The sequence below is a fragment of the Kribbella sp. NBC_00382 genome (genome assembly GCF_036067295.1).
GTDB lineage: Bacteria > Actinomycetota > Actinomycetes > Propionibacteriales > Kribbellaceae > Kribbella.
The window spans coordinates 7,009,328-7,029,309 of record NZ_CP107954.1; the positions used below are offsets into that span (position 1 = coordinate 7,009,328).

At 62.4% G+C, this 19,982-nt stretch carries 13 protein-coding genes and 1 pseudogene; 4 read left to right on the plus strand and 10 right to left on the minus strand.

The window, feature by feature from the left end; all coding sequences use genetic code 11:
* Positions 1 to 613 precede the first annotated feature (613 nt).
* Positions 614 to 1,438: a hypothetical protein gene (locus OHA70_RS33190; protein WP_328324406.1), complete on the plus strand. Its 825-nt coding sequence runs from the start codon at positions 614 to 616 to the stop codon at positions 1,436 to 1,438.
* On the opposite strand, the gene OHA70_RS33195 is transcribed toward OHA70_RS33190, so the two are convergent.
* Together OHA70_RS33195 and OHA70_RS33200 are read right to left on the minus strand one after the other, a co-directional pair.
* Positions 1,439 to 2,794, minus strand: a complete 1,356-nt coding sequence (locus OHA70_RS33195; protein WP_328324408.1) for a restriction endonuclease — start codon at positions 2,792 to 2,794, stop codon at positions 1,439 to 1,441.
* A 2-nt stretch (positions 2,795 to 2,796) separates the two neighbouring features.
* The gene (locus OHA70_RS33200) at positions 2,797 to 3,513 is read right to left on the minus strand and encodes a hypothetical protein (RefSeq protein WP_328324410.1); all 717 of its coding nucleotides are present in this window, start codon (positions 3,511 to 3,513) and stop codon (positions 2,797 to 2,799) included.
* Positions 3,514 to 4,043: 530 nt separating this feature from the next.
* Between OHA70_RS33200 and OHA70_RS33205 the strand changes: the two genes are divergently transcribed.
* Entirely contained in the window at positions 4,044 to 4,682 is a 639-nt protein-coding gene (locus OHA70_RS33205) for a hypothetical protein (protein ID WP_328324412.1), read from the plus strand.
* Between the two features lie 468 nt (positions 4,683 to 5,150).
* On the opposite strand, the gene OHA70_RS33210 is transcribed toward OHA70_RS33205, so the two are convergent.
* Positions 5,151 to 5,294, minus strand: coding sequence for a hypothetical protein (locus OHA70_RS33210; RefSeq protein ID WP_328324414.1), 144 nt, complete (start codon positions 5,292 to 5,294; stop codon positions 5,151 to 5,153).
* Positions 5,295 to 5,541: 247 nt separating this feature from the next.
* On the opposite strand from OHA70_RS33210, the gene OHA70_RS33215 reads away from it, so the two are divergent.
* The gene (locus tag OHA70_RS33215) at positions 5,542 to 6,897 is read left to right on the plus strand and encodes a pentapeptide repeat-containing protein (protein WP_328324416.1); all 1,356 of its coding nucleotides are present in this window, start codon (positions 5,542 to 5,544) and stop codon (positions 6,895 to 6,897) included.
* Positions 6,898 to 8,283: 1,386 nt separating this feature from the next.
* Positions 8,284 to 8,841, plus strand: a complete 558-nt coding sequence (locus OHA70_RS33220; RefSeq protein ID WP_328324418.1) for a hypothetical protein — start codon at positions 8,284 to 8,286, stop codon at positions 8,839 to 8,841.
* Between the two features lie 178 nt (positions 8,842 to 9,019).
* Here OHA70_RS33220 and OHA70_RS33225 read toward each other — a convergent pair whose 3' ends face one another.
* The 7 genes and pseudogenes from OHA70_RS33225 to OHA70_RS33255 form a co-directional block, all read right to left on the minus strand.
* Entirely contained in the window at positions 9,020 to 9,280 is a 261-nt protein-coding gene (locus tag OHA70_RS33225; RefSeq protein WP_328324420.1) for an OB-fold nucleic acid binding domain-containing protein, read from the minus strand.
* Positions 9,281 to 9,369: 89 nt separating this feature from the next.
* A pseudogene (locus OHA70_RS33230) lies at positions 9,370 to 9,534 on the minus strand (IS3 family transposase); the annotation flags it as partial.
* A gap of 147 nt (positions 9,535 to 9,681) precedes the next feature.
* Positions 9,682 to 10,269: a hypothetical protein gene (locus OHA70_RS33235; protein WP_328324422.1), complete on the minus strand. Its 588-nt coding sequence runs from the start codon at positions 10,267 to 10,269 to the stop codon at positions 9,682 to 9,684.
* Between the two features lie 598 nt (positions 10,270 to 10,867).
* Complete coding sequence (locus tag OHA70_RS33240; protein WP_328324424.1) at positions 10,868 to 13,615, minus strand: DEAD/DEAH box helicase; 2,748 nt, start codon at positions 13,613 to 13,615, stop codon at positions 10,868 to 10,870.
* A gap of 209 nt (positions 13,616 to 13,824) precedes the next feature.
* Positions 13,825 to 14,634 (minus strand): hypothetical protein, encoded by an 810-nt coding sequence (locus OHA70_RS33245; RefSeq protein WP_328324426.1) that lies wholly within the window; start codon positions 14,632 to 14,634, stop codon positions 13,825 to 13,827.
* 1,219 nt (positions 14,635 to 15,853) lie between these two features.
* Positions 15,854 to 19,042 carry a S8 family serine peptidase gene (locus tag OHA70_RS33250; protein ID WP_328324428.1) on the minus strand — a complete coding sequence of 1,063 codons (3,189 nt, stop codon included), beginning with the start codon at positions 19,040 to 19,042 and terminating at the stop codon, positions 15,854 to 15,856.
* Positions 19,043 to 19,281: 239 nt separating this feature from the next.
* Positions 19,282 to 19,965 (minus strand): hypothetical protein, encoded by a 684-nt coding sequence (locus OHA70_RS33255; protein ID WP_328324430.1) that lies wholly within the window; start codon positions 19,963 to 19,965, stop codon positions 19,282 to 19,284.
* Positions 19,966 to 19,982 lie beyond the last annotated feature (17 nt).

Genomic DNA, 19,982 nt, shown 5'->3' on the forward strand with positions numbered 1-19,982 from the left:
ACTGATGCTCTTTAGGCCCCCGTACTTCGCGAATCGACTGCATTAGACGACTCTAGCAACGTCACTCGCCCCTGTTTCGCACCATGTTTCGCACCACGCTCGCGACCTGTCTCTGAGTGCTGCCCTCGACGTAACACACCGACGGTCCCGACTCGAGCTGTTCGCAACAGGGTCCGGCGCGGCCCTCGCTGTCGTCGCACTGGCTGCATGGCCCCCTTAACCAGGCGAGCCAGTTCGAACACTCACATGCCAACGATCACCGATCCCTTCCAGTGACTAGGTTCCTGCGTCGGCGAATCAGGTAATCGGGGACGCTGTCAGGAGGGAACACAGAACGAATGGCCACCAGTTCAAAGGGGGCCGGGGATCGACATCGTGACGATACGTGAGACAGACTGCGATGTGTTTGGATGGTCCTTGTTTCCGGGCCTGACTGGGACGGTCTGATGGATCCGGTGTCATTGGTAGTCGCGGCGGTCGTGGCCGGCGCAGTCAGTGGGGTAAAGGACATGACGACGCATGAATCGCCCACTGGCAGCCAGCCGATGCCCCGACGATCGCCATGCAGACCGGGCAACGACCAAATGATGCGGAAAGCAACTTGAGGCAAGTAATGAGTTCACAGGAAACACCCAACCCATTGTCACCTCTCCTCGAAAGCGCCTACGGCTTCGTCGAACATTCCCTCCAAGAGGCCGACGCGGCTACAAATGAACCGAAGCGTTGGAGGTTCGCGATCATCGACATCGCGACCGCTGTCGAGCTATTCCTGAAGGAACGACTTCGGCGCGAGCACGCAATTCTGATCTACACCAAGGTTGACGAAGGTAGTGGCCATACCGTCAGCATGGATATTGCGATAAAGAGGCTCCGCGTATGCAATGTCAAATTTGACGAAGATGACCTCGCCCGACTGAAGCGATCGCGCGACATTCGAAACTCGATCATTCATTTCAGCACACAAGCGACGAGTGAGCAACTCCGTGCCGCATTTATAGATCTATTCGAATTCGCGCACGTGCTTCACGGACAGGAACTGGGAGAAGAGCTGCACGACGAAATCGATCAGGCATACTGGTCGGCAGAAGCCGCGTTCATGGAGGAGTTCAAGAGAGAGTACGTGTTATATCACGGTGAGATGGTCCACCGGGAATGGCCCAGTCAACTAGTAGACGCACAATACTTCACCCATGTTCGCATCGATGGCGAGCCATTCCAGCGCATCCCGTTTGGAGATACGCGTGAGGGCGGACAATCACTTCCGACGCGGCCGTGCCATGACTGCGCTGCCCTAGTGGGCCAATTCCACGGGCCTCTGTGCGATTCTGAATATTGCCCGAAATGTGGAGGACAGGCTCTCATGGAAGACTGCGCGGACGAATACGAGTGGGCCTCATGGCCTGATGCGAACTCCGGGCCACGACAGGAGGGCGCCTAATCAACACTTGGTGCCCAAGGCGCGCTTCACACCCTCGCGGCGAAGCCACTCGCTCAGCTTAACCTTGGCGCTGATGATGTACTCAAGGTCTGCGCCATCAATGGCATATATCATCCCGTCCGAACTCTGGAAATCTTTCAATCTCTCAAGTGAAGTTGACGCAAAGCCGGATATTGAGACGAAGACTCCCACTTTACAGATGGCCCCTCGGTCCTTGATCTTGGATTCCAGCACGCGGAGTTCAGGGACACCGATCTTTTCTTTCCAATTCTTGCATTCAATCAGAATTATCGGGCTTCCCTGCGCCATCCAGAACGGGTCTGTCAAGCTATTGCTTACAACGAGGTCGATTTCCTCCTCGCTTGTTCGATAGTTCTTCTCAACCACGCTCAACTCGGGTTCCTCGGCTCGTAGCATTGCCTCCATAAGTTCCTCGAGGGCATCACCACGAGCCTTCGTCGTCGAGGCCTCTGGCGTCATATTCAACGCCTTAAGTCTCGACAGTCGATCGGCGGCGGTAGCCAGCCAGAACGCTTCACCCAGAGCCCCGCCGGCGAAAGAGGCCAGGACGCCAAACAAGCGCCCCAGCTGGCGAGCAGATCCGACAAGGCTTTCGGAAGAGTCCGACCAGTATGCAGACGCGTACGCCCGACCTTCATCGACAGTAGTAATGCTGTCCATGTGCCCATGCATCGCGTCTTCGGTAAGGTCGTAAGCGATAGGGGTTGAGGGAGGCAGTGCGGCAAGAAAGGTGCAAATCAGCATGGGCCAGCCGATGAGCGGCGCCTCAACTTGCATCACCACCCAAGTTTCCACCGCCCGTGCTACACAGAATTCATCAACGCCGTCTAGCTTCTCCGCAATTTGAAATATTTCCATTAATTCGGTCGAATAGTATGAAGAGACTTGCCCGTCATAGGTCAGATCTTTAAGGATGACGACCTCTTCGGCGTCCGGGTCATTCCAGTTCGCGCCAATCGTGGCGCCAAGCGCTGTCAGATCGACCTCGGCGCCCAGATTCTCGAACTCAGCGGCTCTACGCTCTATGACACTTCGGCTATCACCCCTCGCAAGAGCGGACCCAGCCAAAAGGCCTGCGGCCAAGCCTCCTTGCCGAATCTCCGAATAGGCAGCCAGTGTTGCATTCCATCCCAAGCCCGACCGGGACAGGGTCTCGAGCACCTCACCAGCCGTAGACTCATAACGCACCGACACGAATACCTCATCGTTCTCGTCAACAGCGCGCTCTACTTTCACCTGGTCATGCCGGAACAATAGACACGGCAAAGAGCTAGCGTACTTGCGCCATTGAAGCGCCGTTTTTCCGTCGATTTCTAGATATGTATCGAAGCCCATGGCTACAAGCCCACCTTCCGTCGAAGTGCTTTGAGTTCAAGCGCGCGTAGCACTGAGTTGGTCCCCGTGTATGCCATCAGCGCCACGGACGCCACCAGCCAAGTCGGCGCAGGCGCTAAACTGTCGATGATGAACAGCAGCGCAACGCCAATCATCAATCTTGTGAGCGAGAGTTTCATGATGGTCTCAGGTAGCTCGGTCGATCCAGCTGGCGCCAAGTCCAACTTGACCCCCACAAAAGCGTGCTTGATGCTGAGGTCGACTGGGCCATCAATGAGGCACGGACAAGTGATCTGTTGCTTGCGGCTGATCAGACCTGGTTTAATCAAAAGCGACGACTCATCAAAGTCCGCCGCAGGAGCGATTTGGGCAGGCAAACTGCTGCCCACTTCTAGAAGTTCGAGGATGCGCAGACCCAGGTCAACACGCAACGGCTGATTCTGATCAAACTGAGATGATGCTATGTCGGCTCTGCCCGTGTTGCGAATTCCCACCAACACAATACGCGGGTCGACGAGCGCCCCGAATTCAGCATGCTGAATCGTTACACGATTCCCGATGTCAGGCGCGGCGGGGCTGCGAGAGAAGATTGGAATCTCCGTAACCGAGATACTCAGCCGCCGCTTGGGCGGGATAGTCAAATATGTGAAGATGGCGCTCGCCAAAGCAATGAGGAGCCCAGCCCCCACAGCGATATCGCGCCAATTGTCGGCCTTCATGCCATCCCCCTGATCCGCCTACCTGATGCTCGTGGGTAGCGTAGCGACCTTTCCCTCAGGCTACTAGGGCCGCTCACCCTGTCAGCTTCGGCAGATTCAAGGCGCGGAATGCACAAGAGTCGTGCAGCGCAGAAACACCGCATTGACCTAGTGCCTGCCTGAAGGCCGACCAAGTTGATTGCGGCCGGCGGTCGTACGACTGTGGCTCGCACGTCGCGGGCCGCTCTGGCCACCCTGCCGCGACCAGGAGCGCGACCGCACGGTGAGCGGTACTCCCCGCAGCGGCGTAACGCCGCTGGAGGTATTGAGGGCGCCATTGCAGCTGTTCCCGCGTCTAACGCGCACACGAAGGAGTCTTGATGAGCAAACCAACAGAAGGCCCCGATCAGCCGAGTGCTGATGAAGATCCACAGAATGTAGTCCAGATGCCGCAAAGCGACGCGACGGTGAAGAAGCCACGCAGGCTACTCGCTCCGCCGCCGAAACCTGACCGCACCTTTCTTCCGCGGCTATCGATGACTGTGGCGGAGGTGCTTGACCTGACTCAACTAGTGCTCGAGGACACCGTTGACGCGGCCGTCACCCTGTACTGGCACGACGTCGGCGAGCTCATACACCTGGAGCAGCCTGACGACCTGAAAAATGTCGCGAACCCACGCGACGTAGGAGCATTCGCGGTGGCGGTGCAGTACGGCGACGGCACGGCCCTCGAATTGCAACTCAGCTTCGGAAGACGCCGTGGACTCATTGATGTGCACGGCATCGGCCAGGCGCGGGAGCGGGGCCGAGCCATCCAACACCGCTTCGAGAGCTTGCGTCGGACCCCCCAGTGGTTGTTGAAGACCAGAAGCGCAATCTTCAAGCCCGGCGCGCTGATGGCGTGGATGACGTTGCTCCTGCTCGGTACCTGGGCAACCCTCGTGGGGGTCCTCGCTTTGACGGGCCAAGGACAAACCCTCCGGGAGTCCTTCTCCGGCGGCTGGCAATCCTGGGCGATCCCACTCCCCTTCGTCGCTCTCTTCTTCCTGGCCATCGAGTTGATCGATCGCCGGCCGCGGTTTCAACTGCGCGCCGACCAGATCAAGAACCCGCCGAACTGGGAGGTACGCTGGGGAGCTGCCGGTGCGATCGTCGGCGTCCTCGGTGTCATCGTCGCGCTAGTGCGCTGACAGCGTGCCCCCTGGCCGGCGGACCTTGGCGCGATCCTGTGGAAACTGTCGTCGGGCTACGGCAACGTGAAGGCATATGAGGAGCTGATCGCGGCCGAGACCGTCGCCGCTGAGCAGGTCGTCGCCGAAACCTCGCCCGGTGAGCCAGGTTTCCTGACTGCGTACCGGACATTGCTGTGGGTGTGGCGTGGGTCGGGTGCGCCGCCCCATCGAAAGACCACAGAAGCAGGCCCAGTGACGTTCACTGCGCATTGCAGGTAGCTGCAAAAGAACTGGCTGGGTGTCGGGCCTGGCCTGCCTGCATAGCCGCGTCGGCGGTGACGCCGGCGACCACAACGGGGTCGACCTTGGTCAGCGGCTTCGTGGAGTCTCTGCCGACCCAACGCTGCGAGGTGATCTCGTCCGGCCACGGATGGCGCTTCTTCGCGGGCCGTAAGACGGCGGCAAGCTCGGCTGACTGCGTAGGCGTCAGCGCGACGGTTCGCCCGACGACGACCAGCTCGTCTCGCGATAGAGCCCTGCGATGACTACCTCTGGCTGGTCGATCGGGCCGAGGACGCCGCCGTCGATCACCTCACGGTTCAAGGAAGATCCCGCCTTCGCTGAGGGCATCTGGTCACGAAACCGGCGGTTCAGCCGCTGAACGGCGGACTTGGCTGGACTACGGATCCACAGCTCAGTCGGCGACGGCTTATGGAGAACGGTCTAGACAGGCGGTGGCGATGCAGGCACCTTCAGTGGAGGGTTCAATTTCGTACCCGGATGCGAGTTAGGACTTGGGGGCGCAGTGTTACGTCGGCAGTCCACTGATCGCGCTATGGGCGATCGCCGCAAGGATGCAACAGGACTGACCCCCACGATGGTGCCGCTGGTTTGGCAAGCAACCGCGGCTGTCGCGGCTGCGCTGCTCGGGGCAGCCGCGCTTTACCTGCTGCTCGCCTGGTTGCTTGACCTACCACAGCGGCCTTCAGGCACGCAGCTCGAACAGCAGAAGCTGCTGGCAGACGTGGCGAAGATCGCCCTTGGACTGGCCGCGGGAGTTGGAGCCGCTGTCGCCGTCATCATCGGCTACCGCCGTGCTCGGGTCGAGGAGACAGCGAGCCACCGCGACGACCAACGACTGTTCAGCAGCCGCTATCAGGACGCCGCCGATCTTCTCGGCCATGACAAGGCCGCCGTTCGCCTCGCCGGTATCTACGCCCTGTCGCGACTGGCCGATGACTGGACCCAACAGCGGCAGCAGTGCCTCGACGTTCTATGCGCCCACTTGCGGCTGCCATACGATCCACAGAAGTGCGAGCCCGGTGAAGGGGAGGTCCGCCTCACCCTCATCCGCCTCATCACCGCCCATCTACGACCCGAAGCAACAACATCATGGTGCGGGCACGATCTAGACTTCACCGGAGCTGTCTTTGACGGTGGCAACTTCAGCCGCGCTGTGTTCTCCGGAGGTACGGTCAGCTTCGTCGGCGCCAAGTTCGTGGGCGGTTCCGTCGACTTCAGCTCTGCCGAGTTTTCCGGCGCGACAGTCCAGTACAAGGGCGCCGAGTTCTCCGGCAGTACTGTGGACTTTCTCCAGGCCAAGTTCTCCGGCGGAGACGTCAGCTTCGGTAGCGCCAAGTTTTCCGGTGGCAAAGTCAACTTCGCTGGGGCCAAGTTTTCCGGCGGAACCCTCACTCTGAGCGAAGCGACGTTCTCCGGCAGTGTGGTGGGCTTTGAGTTCGCCAGATTTTCGGGTGGAACAATCCACTTCAGCGGCATCGGGCACTCCGGCCACCTAGCCAGTCTTCTGGGCCTGCGCGGCTCCCAGTTTTCTGGTGGCATCGTCAGGTTCGACGGCGCCAGATTCTCCGGCGCCCACGTTCATTACAGTGGAGCCAAGTTCTCTGGCGCCACAGTCCGCTTCGTTGCCACTGAATTTTCCGGTGGCAGCGTTGGCTTCGGTGACGCGGAGTTTTCCGGCGGCACAGTCGACTTCCGCAGTGCGACGTTCTCCGGCGGCACAGTCGACTTCCGCGGCGCCACCTTCTCAGGCGGCACAGCGCCCTTCGCCGGCGCCACCTTCTCGGGCGGGACCGTCGACTTCGCTGCCTCCGTATTCTCAGGCACGGACATCGATCTAAGTGGGGCACGAGTTGTCGCTGCTGCAACGCCACCTCTTCTCCCTCTGAATCCTGGCGCTGGCCTGAAAGCGCCCAGTACCTGGGCCACGTAGGCATGAGAGCCGTTCCTGGCCTGGCTGATTGTTGCCTGGTCGCTCATCTGCAACTGTGAGATGTCATGGACGTTGAGCGTGACCGCGCGCGGCCGAAGTCGGAAGACATGCACACGGACCCACTGCCATCTACGGTCAAGCCCCGGCGATAGGAAAGACTGCCCGTGGGCGTTCTCTTTCCACGTATTGATCAACCCAGCCGCAGCGAACATCAATCCGAAGAACTCAAGTAAGTAGCCAGTCCATGTAACGAGGTCCATCTCGCAATAGTGGCTCAGCTGAGCCACTTGGGCTGCAACGGCTGGCCAGTGATCGCACGTAGTGGTACATCAGGGTCGTCGAGGTCGACGGCACCAACTGACGGTCGCCTCATTAGTCGATCTGTTGAGAAGGTGTATCTGTCGTGACGCTGAGGGGCCGGCGAGCGCTGGCACGCCAGGCAGCCCATCCGGGCCGTGCTCGCCGCCGCCACCATTTGCTACCTAGGGCCGCTGGTGCCGCCGTGCGCCAGTAAAGTTGTCCCACCTGAGCCGTCGCGGAGGGCAGGTGTCTATCGTCGACCGAAGCCCTAGAATCCTCAGCGTGTGGCCCAGAATAGATCTAGGAGAACGAACGCGATTCGGTAGGATCTCACCCTTCGACTTCGAGGTGAAACTTTCCTCATTGGCTTGGGCGCTCGACCCTGCCCTGCAGGCCGCCGAGGCGGGTGACACGGCTCGTGTGCTGCTATCAGAGTTGGCCAGGGCTGACCGGTTCACAGTCTGGCGCGCAGCCTCTAGTGAAACCATCGGCCCCGGGGAGTACCGCTGCATCTCGCCTCACACCCATGACGGGGACGGCGGTATCTCTTCACTAACGCACGATGGCAGCACTCGCCGTCTCGCCAACGCTGGACCAACCGCGAACAATCAGGCAATAGCAGAGCGCTGGGCAAAAGAATTGGGACTGGATCCTGCCCCTAGCAGCGACGCCTATGTCGCCAGCATTGCCACAATGGCTTTGGGTATCCATATGTTCGTAACCGATTCTCCGTTGTTACTACACCCAGATTTCAGAGACAGGCAAATAAACGTCGTCTCTGCCGAAAGTGCACTCGCAATCATCGGTTTACACATGCGGCTAGCCAACGACGTAATCCTGTCGAACCATCCGTCAGGGCTGACCCTAAGCGCACACTGGGCACGGCTCGTTGAAGCAACACGTCTAATGGACTTCGTACGGACACCGATGCGAGCAGAGAGTCGGTCAGTGCCGTGGGCGGGTCTACTGAGAGCCACTATCACCCGAGTCGAGCACATGCTCGACTGCAGGGATAGGCTGCTAGTCGGTTCGCTGCAGGTGGCATCGAAGGCTCCCCGCCCCAGCCCGGCCCTTGAACTAGAGTCAATGGCGCTCGCCGCAGGTGGCGCCCTCGATTCGCTCGCGCGGGCGGCAAACGAGCATCTGGAGCTTGGCCTACAACGACAACAGTGCGCGTGGGGGTCAAAGAATTTCGCCGACAAGATCTGCAGAGACCGGCCATCTCTGACCCAGGTTTTAGCCGATGCCAATACCCAGGCAATCTTCGGGATCATCAAGTCACTGCGTAACACTATTCATGCCGAACCACACCAGACCGTCGGGTTCCAGGGAAGAAATACGAACGGAACCGAGGAACGCGTCACCCTCCCAGGAGATGTCGCCGACGCATTCGTGGAGCATGCCAAAGTCTTGAAGCGCCGCGAGGTGTGGGCTGATACCAGTGGACCAGATGTGCTGCTACGTGCGACGACCCTTGGTGACGATCTCGTTCCACTAGTTGTACCGCTCTGCAGCAAGATCGTAGAGATTGTGTGGCCCGTCGATCCAAACGATTCCCCGCAACCATCGCCAACCGATGAGCGCAGCCCGTTTCACGCAACGAATATTGAGAGAAACAGGCTGCTTTACGGCGTCCGAGCGTGAATTTCGACACCATCGATCGCCTACCGTGACCAGCGACAAAATCGATGTCTGCCCTTTCAGCGCAATTATGCCGAGCGGCGACGGTAGCTCAGGGTAACGCCGTGCATGGTGCGATCAAGTCTGCCTAGCGGCCGGCGCACTTTCGGATGCAGAAGCGGCGCCGTTCGGAGCAGTCGAGTTACCGAAAGTCTCGGGATTTGGTTTTGGCCGCGAGTGGGAGGGGTTGGAGCTTTTCGGCGTTGAGGTTGACGACTTGGCCGGTGCGTTGGATGCGGCCGGTGACGATGACCGCGGCTGCGCCGCGGGCGACCTTGGCGTTGTGGTTCCAGGCGCCGATGGAGACGACGATGTTGGCCATGCCGGTTTCGTCTTCGAGGTTGATGAAGGTGACGCCGGAGGCGGTGGCGGGGCGTTGCCGGTGGGTGATGACGCCGGCCACCCGGACGCGGGAGCCGTCGTCGGCTTGGCGGAGGTCGGCGGCGGACAGGATGCCTTGTTCGCGGAGCCAGCCGCGGATGCGTTTGCCGAGGCGGCGTTGTCGCCGCAGGCTCCGACTCCGCCCATCGAGCCGCGCAGTTGGTGGGTTTTGAGGGCCCGGACGAATTTCTTGGACCGGAATTGGCTGCCCCGGTCGCTGTAAACGAGCAGACCGGCTGCAGGCGCCCTCAACGCGACTGCGTTACGCAGGGCGGCCGCGCGACCGCGAACCAGATCAGAGCTGGTCCACCGATTGGACCCGCACACGTCGCGAGATACTCGAACAAGCATCGAAGAACCTCGAACGAGGAGCTCCTGACGCTGCGTCTACGTAGGTGGCCGGCCGACGGCCGCGGGGCCGGATCACTGGCGCGCCCCGTGCGCACCGACCTCCCTTATCTTCTTAAGCTCCTCGCGTCCGAGAGGGCTTAGGCCAGGTCCATGGAACAGCCAAGCGAGACCTTCACGATTCTGTTTACTCGTCTCCCATGAGAGCCATTCTTCCGCTTCGGGACCGTATGCCTCAGTCATCAGCTCCGTCACGATCTTCTCAATTTGGGCTATGCGAGTTGATAGTTTCCCCATGTCCCACCCGGCATGCCACCAAGTAACAATCCCTAGGATCACCAAAAACACAGACACCGAGTACACCAACCAGTCAGGCAACCTACTACTGTCGGGGGTAAACCCAGCCACCAAGCTGGCTGCACCAATCGCAATCAGGGGAATTTGATGACGACTCGCATTTGTATTTAGAATTTCTGTTCGCAGTGTGGCGTACTCAAGCGAGCACGCCTTCAATGCCGCCTCTGCTCTCGCAGCAGCGTCGGCGCTCGAGGCGACAGGTCCATGGTTTGCAGTAGCCATACCCCAAGGCTGCCGCTCGACGCGCTGACTCGCAAGTATCACGTCGAGTTCGAGCGGCTTACCCTTCTCCAGTCCCTGGAGCATGAACGCCTCGTGTTCCTCTACCCGCTCGGCGCCGTAGTTCCCTTGTCCGCTGAGATGTCCGGATGCGAGCCGACCGCCCGCAGGGCGACTTCCAGGGGGCTAACCCGAAGCTCTAGAGAATTCCTTCACTCTCTAGACGCTGTCGGCACTGAACACATGTTACGGCCGTCAGCGGGAGGTCTCTCTTCCGTCGCTTGACAGTTCGAGACCCTTGCCTTGAACACAAGGTGTACCTCCCAACCCGTGTGCGACTAGCGCGTTGATGAACGGCCGCGGCATGAGTCACTGTCGCAGCCCCCACTGTCTCCACCGCTGTATAGGTAACTGGAGCGTCGACCTCCTCCTCCTGAACGGGCTCGTTCGTGTTCTCGATCAGAGCAACCAGCCCGTCACCTAGGTCGACCTCAACGGTCTCACCAGGTGCGGGAAGGTCAGCCTCGTCAACATCAAAGGATCTCATTCGTACAGTCTGCGTCAGATCACGCTCTGCCGCCTCGTCTCGTCAATCTTGTGCGTCGGCAATGTGCGGATGAGGAGCGCACGAACGACGGTAAGTCCGACACGTTGGAGAACAAGTCTGTCCAACGCGACGGGCGTTCTATCCCTGTCGGCCGGTGCGCTGCGCCACGTCCGACCGGGTGCGCTGGTAGACGAAGTCGCCGAGCAGTCCGCGCCAGCGGTCCTCATCCTCGAGTAGTTCCCGGGCCAGGTCGCTAGGCGATCGCAGGGCATTCTCGGGAGAAGACATCGAAGGATCGTTTCCGAGCTCCACCGCGGCGCGTCGATGCCGAATCCCGGCTGCCAGCATTGTCTTGGCAGCCGGCGTCGGCACACCGAACCGAAGATACTCGGGAAGGTCGACTACGGCTTCCGCCAGTTCAATGCCGATGTCAGCCAAGTAGCGGCCGAGAAGCGCGGTTGCCTGTTCGACCAGTGTCGTGAACGCGTAGCTCACTACCTGGCTGTGAACGCGCAACAACGCATCGATCTCGTAGTTCAGGTTCTGAGCCATCTCGCTGAAGGTCCGGCCTTCGATCCACGCCCGCACGAGTCGACTGATATCGGTCGCAGGGGGCAGGTCCTGCATGCGGTAGGCAGCGAGAACGTCGCGCTCGAAATCCCGCTGCTTGTACGCCCAGCTGACCATGACCTCCAGCAACTCCTCGTCCAGCGGTGATTCGACCTCATCCCATCGAGAGAAGCTCGGTACAAGATCATCGACAACCGAATCGACCAGTCGCACCCTGGCGCCGGTCTCGCGGATCCATCCCAGCCGACCGCCGGCACGGAGTTCAGCGACCTGGCCGGCCCTTAACGCAAAGACATTGCTCAGCATGACCTGCCCGGCCTCGTCGAGTTGCCTGGCGGCGAAGGTGCCGACAGCCAGTGATGACGCGAGTTCCTGGAATTCGTCGTCACCGAGTTCGTCATGGAGAAGCTCGACAAGGGTGGCATCGATACCGTCGACCAGCGGATAGACGATCGCATTGGCTTCAAGTACGCGGTTGGTCAGGTTGATTCCGTTCTGTCGCACAGCATTCTGAACGATGCCGAGTAGACGATGAAGCGCTCCGTGTACGTTCTCTCCAGGCTCCCCGGTGGCGACCGGCAGAACGGCGGGCCAGTCGTTCGGATTGGCGCAAATGACCAGTCCCTTGGTGGAGCTCCCCGCACGTTCGGCGCGGCCGGCGAGATTTCTGATGTCTCGTGCAAGCATCTGTTCTGCTTGGCCGGCCGCATTTCGGCGACGCACAGCGTACAGAACGATCGTCCGGATCGGGAGGTTGACGCCTTCGGCCAAGGTACTGGTGCAGAGCACCATCCGGACGTGGTGACGAGTCAGTAGCTCCTCCAGCGCCTCGCGGGTCTCCTGCGGGATATCGCCGTGATGAACAACGGCTCCGACACGGAGGGTCCGGGCACCGATCCATTCGGTGCCGTACTCCCGGGACAGGTAATCAGCGACCTCCGTGACGTCGGAATGAGTGACGAAATCCGACGGGTCCGGAAGAGGGAGACCGGCTGCTATCTGCGCGATCAACTCTTCACCCAGGCCGATAACTCCCTGCTGGCCAGTCTTGGTGGTCGAGAACACGGCGACCGTACCGAGAGCGAGCGACTTGCGCGCGGCCGCAAGGGCCTGGGTCTTGAATGATGAGTACGGGTAGGTGTTCCTGTGCCCCGTACGAAGGTTGGTGAACTCGAAGTCGGAGACCTGAAGAAAACCTGGCAGGGTATGCGCAGGAAGGTTCGTGGACAGCGGATGTGCTTCCAACCCAACAGTGATTCCTCGACCTCTGCCAGCAGGTCGCAGTACGGCGTACTCTGCCTCGGCGGGGCGGTAGTCACTCCTGACGACGGTGTCCTCTGAACCCCCGAGCCAGCTGTTGATCTCTTCGATGTTGGGGACGATGGCGGAGACGAAGACCACCCTCGGTGGCTCAGCCCGAGCCCGTAGTCGGGCGAGAAGCAGCTCCAGCCCGATCCCTCGCGCACCGCTGTCCAGCAGATGTCCCTCATCACAGATGGCCAGCGAGATCCGCGACAGCAGTCCGGTAGATCTGCCCAGCAGGCCGGTGAGCGCTTCAGGAGTCGCGATGAAGGCACGGACGGCATCCAGGTCCTGCGACTCTTCCGGAGTCGGCACAGTCCCCCCGTAGACCGTTCTGGTCGGGAGCCCAAGGTCCGTGAGACGCCTGGCCAGCGAGCCGCGCAGCTCCCGCGCAAGAGCGCGGTACGGGACCAGCAGTATGGCCACATCGTCCGGGTGCTCGGTCAGGTGACTGAAGATCAGTGTCTCCGTCAAAGCGGTTTTGCCTGCCCCGGTGGGCATCTGGAGGGAGTAGGTCACATCGCTGGTCAGAAGGCCGGCTTCGATTGCCTGAACCTGCGAGGGAAAGAAGTCCCAGGCCGGAGGTGTGCGGTCCAGAAACGAATCGACCAGCGGGTCCCATCGCCGAGCCATCCCGTCAGGGAGGACCGAGCGAAGATTCACCCGGCTGAATCTGGCAAGTAGCGAGGCGTAGGACTGTTGGGAGATCCACTCCTCGGGGCCTTGTGCCAGGGCATCCAGGACAGCCGACTCTGCATCAGGCAGGGCGCTGTCAGCGGCGCCGGAATCACCACGGCGTAGCGCAGCCAGCAACTCGAGGACCCGCTCCGAACGAGGCTCATGCGGGCGCGCCAGGAGGTCGTAGCTAGCGCGGTAGTTCTCTGACGCCCAGTCCTCCGGGTCGGCTCGCCTGATCGTCAGGTAGGCCGAAGCCGAGTATCCGCCGCTGTAGAACGCCACCGAGGCGAAGAAGAAGGCGTCCGATCGAGTGACTCCGGTCAGCCGCTCCCCCAATTGCGCGAGCGCGTTGCCCAGGGTCGCCCAATCTCGAGCGTCATCCGACTCCTGGCGAAGGGAATCGAAGAGTTCGCCCAGCAGGGAGAAGTAGAGGTCGGTCGTTCGACCGTTCTGGTAGTCGAGGATGTCGAGTTGGCGCGCCAGGCCGAAGGTCCTGATGCTTTGTCTGGTGTCGGCATCGGCGATCCAGCTGCGAAGGTTGTGCCTCATGCCTGCTGTGTCTCCACCATCGCGCTCGCCACGATCGCCTCGTACAGCGCCTGGTAGTTCGACTTGAGGTCCGGCACGGAGATCACCACAAGCGCGCACTCGTCGCCCGGACCCTGAACGTCCGCGATCTCGGCATCGACCAGACTCGAGCAGATGACTACCACCGCGTGGAACTCACGGGTGGCCGGCGGATGGTCGACGGCGTTGATGAATCGATCGAGCTGTTCGATGTCCACGCTGCCGAGGGCCTCGCCCAGCCCCCTCGCCTTCAGCCAGAGCAGCGTCTTGGCGAGCCTCCCTTCCCGATCCTTCTGGGAGTCGGCGATCGCCGATGCAATCGGAGTTGAGGCGCCGTTGGTCGACTTCGTCTTGACCTCCGCACAGATCAGCCGATCATCGGCCGACGGCGTAGGCCAGTCATGCAATATGAACTGGACGACGTCCGAGTAGGGTGCGGCCTTCAGCCGGTCCTGCTTCAGCCGCCACTTCTTCGGGTCGTTGACCTCGACGGGATGCTCTCTGGCCGCCAGGAAGAACGCCGTCACAAGCTCTCCGAAGTCCCCAGCCATCACCGACCCGGCATCCGGGGTCTTTGCCTTGACGATCTCGGATCGTGAGTATCCGGTTCGTTCAGCATTCGCGGCCAGCGCTTCGTCCGTCAGGTAACAGCGTCGAGCCGGCACGCCGAGCAACTCCGCCCACTGTCCAGCAGCCTCGGCCGACACCTTGATCAGTACGAACGGCTCATCCTGCACCTGTTCGAAGGCGATCTTGACCTCAGCCAGATCGACTCCCAGCTCCTTCACCGATCCTCCAACTACCGAGCAGCCGACAGTCGGTCAGGCTTCGCTCAGGCAGCCAACAGTAACTGGTGTGCTGGCGAACCTCAGTGAGCCTCGCAGGAAGGGACAGACAGGTCTGGGATCGACTCCAGTATGCGAGTCAGGAGGCGGCGCGCGGAGGCGGGAGTGGGCGGCCGTCTTCTTCTCACTCGTCATGCACTGAGCCCACGGAACCCAGCTCGTCAGGCGATTCCTGCCGCACCGTCAGCAGGCGAGATCATGTTGAGCGCGAGGCGTGTCGTTAAGGTGCGTGTTGCTCCTCGGACACAACAAGCCGGAGACCTTAAGGTCCGCGGCTTTCTTGTTGCCCATACTCTCTCGACCGCCTGGTGATGCGCCCACGAACTCGACATACCCGTCAAGCCCCTCGCGGCTCCCCGGCGTCCTGGGATGCACCTATGTGATGACCGCCTCAGCCACCCGCTTCTCTCCCACAGCAGCGTTGTACTGCTCCCGTAGCGCCGCCGGATCCAACGCCGCATCCAACGCCCGTCGCGACGCGCCGAACTGTCGTCGGCCTCCAGAAGTAAGTCAATCGTTACCTGCCGATTCAACGGCCCGAACAACTGCCCGATCCACCGATTGATCGCCGGCGTCACCAGATCCTCCGAAGGTAAATCTGCGACCGATGCGCCAACGCAGTAGCCGATTCCGGCAGCAAGGTCCGCGCATTTCAGCGGTAGTACTTCACCTCTTGATGCCTCGCCGCGCCCTCCATCTTCCTGGCACAGATCCCACACCGGATCCGCCCCCGAAACTCACAGGTCCGCTTCTTCGAGATCCGTTGCCGGCTTCTCGATGACCACCCGGCCACTCCGCCGGTCCGCCGCTTGCGCTTCTCCAGCTGCGCGGCGACCGCCTGAACCTCGCGATGTAGCCCGCGGCAACATCTTCCGGATCGAGCAACTCCTCGACCTTCTGCCACCGCCCATAGATCGCATACCCCGTGTATCGAGGATTCTCGAGAATCGCCAGCACAGCCGGGTGCTGTCACCGAGTCATCGCCTCGCCAACAACCAACCCGTCCATCCGGGCCCAGGATCCTCGAGCGCCTGCAGTACCCGGGTTTCGCCTCATCGCGCCGCTCCCGGGACACTCGTATGACGGCAGGCCTGAGTCGTCTGTGTCGGCCTGGCCGGGGAGGGGGCCCGGGTTGGGCGCCCTCCGCGGCCAGGGGTCGGGGTCAGCTCAGGGACTGGATTATTACGTCTCCCTTTCCGATGAGGACGCTGGAGTCCGTGCGGACCTCGACGCCTCCCAGCAGGACTCGTCCCGCTCCAGGTGCAGCGTTGGCGGTCACAGTGGCCGGGACGGTCCATTGCGCGCCCGCGGCCCGGGACGCGTTGAGGTCCGGGATGGCGACGGAGCCGTAGACCGGGTTGCTGAACACGTCACGGTAGTCGTAGGTCGTGGATCCCGCCGGTACCGCGAACGGGTCGACGAGTACGACCCAGGTTCCTGCCGCCGGGTTGTTCACCGTGATCGCTTCCTCCGCGGTACTGCCCGCACTCTGCGCTGCCAGAACACAGCTTCCGGACGTGCAGTTGTAGGCGAACAGGTCGAGATCCGCGCCGTGGTCGCTCGCATTCCCGATCGTGGCGCGCAGCGAGGTCGTTCCGGCCGGTACCTGCATGACGAACTGCTGCTGCGCTCCACCCTCCGTGGCCGTCGGCGTGGCGATCTTCGCGCTACCCAGCGCGGTTCCCACCGCACGCCCGACGAACGGCCCGAACGAGTTGGTCATCGTGTACGAGCGGTTCACCGGCGTTCCCAGCGTGGCCGACGCGATCACGTCCGGGTTCGGGGACACCGACGCTCCGAGCACCGCCGCCGTCAGGACGAACGGAGTTTGGGTGCGGTCCGACGTACGCCGTGCCTCAACCACGATCTCCCACACACCCGCCTGCGGATTGGCCACCGTGCGGCTGGCCGGATCGCCCTGGCAAGTCCCACCCGGTACTGGCGGGCTGTAGCAATAGAGGCTGTTGACGTCGCCCTCGCTGGCCACGCCGTACGGGTGGAACCGCAGGAAACGCGCCTGGCCGGTGCCCTCCGAGCCGTTCGGACCCGTCAGGTCGACCTTGAAGGCCGGCGACCCGGCGGGGACCTGGAAGAAGTAGCTCTGGAACTGGTTGCGGTTGATCTTGCCGGTGATCGTCTTGGCGGCCGCCGCCTGCGTCAGGCTGTACGGCACGACGAACGTGTTCAGTGTCTGGAACTCGATACCCGGTGAGCTGGGATCGTCGAAGTTCAGGATCGCCGAATGCGCTCCGGCGCTCGTGGGCTTGACGATGACCGGCAACATGACGTCCGTGTTGAGCGGCAGCGTGACGTTGCCCGCCGCCTCGAACATGCCACCCTCTCCCTTCCACGACAGCTTGTAGTTCACCGGTCCGGCTGGGCCGGACGTGCGCCGCAAGGTGTACGTGCGGGTGTACTGGACGCCCTGCGTGACGCCTTCGCGGTCGTTGATGCCGGTGCCCACACCAGGCGTGGCGAGGAAAGCCGACAGAGCCGTGCTGACCGGAACCGCAGCGGTGATGGTGTCGGTCCGCGGACTCTTCCTCAGGTCGTCCCAGGCAGCGCTGACCCTGGCCAGACCGTTGCCCTGCTCATAAGCGCCGTACTCCGGCATGAACCGTGCCGTCGACAGCAGCGCCTTGCGCAACTGGGCAGGCGTTACGGTGATCCCCTTGGCCTTCGCGGCACTCAACAGCAACGCACCGGCGCCCGCCATCTGCGGTGAGGCCATCGAGGTCCCGTTGAACATGCCCAGCCCCGGCGGCAGCGCGTACGTTCCGGCCACCGGCTGACCGTTCTGCCAGGTCGGGACGGCCGAGACCGCGGCACCCGCTGCGACGATCTGGGGCTTGAAGCCGCCGTCCTCCGACGGACCACGCGAGGAGAACGCGTGCAGGTTGTCGTACTGGCCGGTCCGCGATCCGTAGTTCGACATCCAGGTGTCCTTGTTGATGTACGAACCCACGCTGACGACCTGGGTCGCCACGGACGGGTCGCCGACCGTGTTCATCCCGGGGCCGCTGTTGCCGGCCGAGATGAACATCTGGACGCCGTAGTCGTTGATCAGCCGGTTGTACAACACCGCGCGGGCGTTGTTGCCGTCGTTCAGCGCGGGCAGACCGCCGATCGACATGTTGATCACGTCGACGTGCGCGACGGTGACCGCGTAGATCATCCCTTCGAGCAGCGCGTGGTTGGTGCAGCCGGCAGTGAACAGGCAGACCCGGACGGACACCAGCTTCGCGCCCGGCGCGGCGCCGTCGGCGGCCCCGCCGAAGATGTTGTTGCCCGCGGCGATACCGGCGACGTTCGAACCGTGCGCGCCGGAGACGATGCCGATGTTCACCGCGTTGTCGGCCGGGTCGGTCTGTACGACGAACGGCATCGACTCCTTGACCGGAGTCGCCGGGTTGTCGGTGCCGAACACGCCCGTGTCGTACCTGACCTTGTAGTCGGTCATGGCCTGGTCGTCGGCGAAGGTGCCGTTCTGGTTCGTGTCCACCCAGACGGTGCTGGTGTCCTTGTTCCACGCGACCGGGAAAAGCCCGGACGACCCCGCCGGGTTGCCGTCCCGGTTGACGTCGTTCCCGACTTCGCCGCCGAGCCGCGGGTCGCGTTCGTTGAACGTGGCGGTCCGGACGGTCTGGCCGGGCAGACCGACGGTCGCCCCGTCGACCGACTGAGTCATCCTCAGCCAGGTCGGGTCGTTGTCGGCGTTCACGTTGCCGACGAAGGTCGGGTCGGTGTAGGTGACCCAGTCGACGATCTTGCGCTCTCCGGTCGAGGTCGTGTTCAGCGCCGGGTGACTCAGGTCGACGCCACTGTCGAGAATGCCGATCGTGGTACCGCGGCCGTCCCAGGTCGGGTTGGTGTTGACGAACTGTGCCGCGCCGGTGTCCTGAGTCGGCAGGTACGGGTTGGCCCGCTCGGTCGACGCGTTCGGCGCCTGCTGCGGGATGGGATCCTCGCTGCCAAGCGGTCGTGGATCGTCGAGCGGGATCAGATCGTCGACGTCAGCCGTGGTCACGCCCGCGACGTTCGCGACGTCCTGCGCCTTGTCGATGCTGATCTTCACCCGCAGGTAGCCCACCGAGTCGGTGCGCTCCTCAACGGTGCCGCCGAGCTTTTCGAGGCTCGCGGCAACCTGGTTGCTCTTCCCCCGGTCTGCCGCCACCAGCAGCGTGACCGTTTTCTGGCCTTTGGTCCGTGCCTTCTGCAACAGCACTTTGTCGCCGTAGCCAAGATCCTTCGGCCCCTTCGCCGCGACCGCCGCGGGCGTTGCCCCCAGCATCGAGGCGATCACCACCCCGGCGGCCAGCACAGCGCCGTACTTCCTAGTTCGAGACAGCATTGTCCGATTCCCCTCCCCTAGGCACATTCCGAAGCACGATCGCACCGGCAGCCGGGTTCCGCCAGAGAGGAACAAATCTTTCCAACTCCCCCACCAATCCCGTTACCAATTACCATCCGACCCACATCACGGAGGCCCGGGACCACCTGGTTCTGCTGATGGACGGCGACATCACCGCAGGTGAGAACCAGGTCGCGAGGCTGTGCAGCCCGTCCACGACGATCTCGTGCAGCGGGTCTTCACCGTGCCGGCCGCGGGAGGTTGGGTTGCCTTCGGCGCCAGGCGCCCACGGCGACGACGGTGAGGACCCAGAGGGTGATGCCCGTTCCGCCGACTGCGAAGAGCTGGTCCAGTGCGTCTGTGAACGGGATCGTGACGGCTGCGGCGGCGAAGCTGGCGCCTCCTGCCGCGCCGAGGACCGCCGTCAGGCGGTTGCCGAGGTTGGCTGTCACGCCGGCGACGAGGGCGAGCAGCGCGATGCCAAGCGCCCACGGGGCGTCGGCGAGCGTCTCGTCGATGGTCATGAAGACGCTCAACGCGCCCGACTGCCCATCGGCGATGGAGTCGGCAGCCAGAGGTGCGAGCAGGTGGGGAACCATCGCGGCTGTCGTCAGGGCCGAGACCACGGCCATCACGCGGACGATGCGTCGGGTCATCGGCGCCAGCTCTATTCGGCCCGGCAGTCGCAGAAAGGCGACCGTGAACAGGCCGAACGAGGCCAGCAGGGCCAGGTGCGACGGGTACCAGCTGCTCTGGAGCAGCATGTGGTGCAACTGGGCGACCTTGTTGCCGGTACCACCGTCGTTGGGATGCAGGGCGCCACCGAGGTTGAACGCCACCGCGGCGCCGGCCAGGACGGCGATGGTCCAGCCGTCCAAGGTGAGGCGGCGCGAGCGGGCCGGCGAGTCGAGGCTGGTGGTCATGATCGTTCCCTTCGTTG

What these genes read in the sequence shown, in the direction of transcription:
- OHA70_RS33200 (WP_328324410.1), bottom strand. Translation starts at nt 3,513, where the DNA reads ATGAAGGCCGACAATTGGCGCGATATCGCTGTGGGGGCTGGGCTCCTC.
- OHA70_RS33210 (WP_328324414.1), bottom strand. Translation starts at nt 5,294, where the DNA reads ATGCCCTCAGCGAAGGCGGGATCTTCCTTGAACCGTGAGGTGATCGAC.
- OHA70_RS33235 (WP_328324422.1), bottom strand. Translation starts at nt 10,269, where the DNA reads ATGCTCCAGGGACTGGAGAAGGGTAAGCCGCTCGAACTCGACGTGATA.
- OHA70_RS33255 (WP_328324430.1), bottom strand. Translation starts at nt 19,965, where the DNA reads ATGACCACCAGCCTCGACTCGCCGGCCCGCTCGCGCCGCCTCACCTTG.
- OHA70_RS33215 (WP_328324416.1), top strand. Translation starts at nt 5,542, where the DNA reads ATGGTGCCGCTGGTTTGGCAAGCAACCGCGGCTGTCGCGGCTGCGCTG.
- OHA70_RS33220 (WP_328324418.1), top strand. Translation starts at nt 8,284, where the DNA reads ATGGCGCTCGCCGCAGGTGGCGCCCTCGATTCGCTCGCGCGGGCGGCA.
- OHA70_RS33250 (WP_328324428.1), bottom strand. Translation starts at nt 19,042, where the DNA reads ATGCTGTCTCGAACTAGGAAGTACGGCGCTGTGCTGGCCGCCGGGGTG.
- OHA70_RS33190 (WP_328324406.1), top strand. Translation starts at nt 614, where the DNA reads ATGAGTTCACAGGAAACACCCAACCCATTGTCACCTCTCCTCGAAAGC.
- OHA70_RS33195 (WP_328324408.1), bottom strand. Translation starts at nt 2,794, where the DNA reads ATGGGCTTCGATACATATCTAGAAATCGACGGAAAAACGGCGCTTCAA.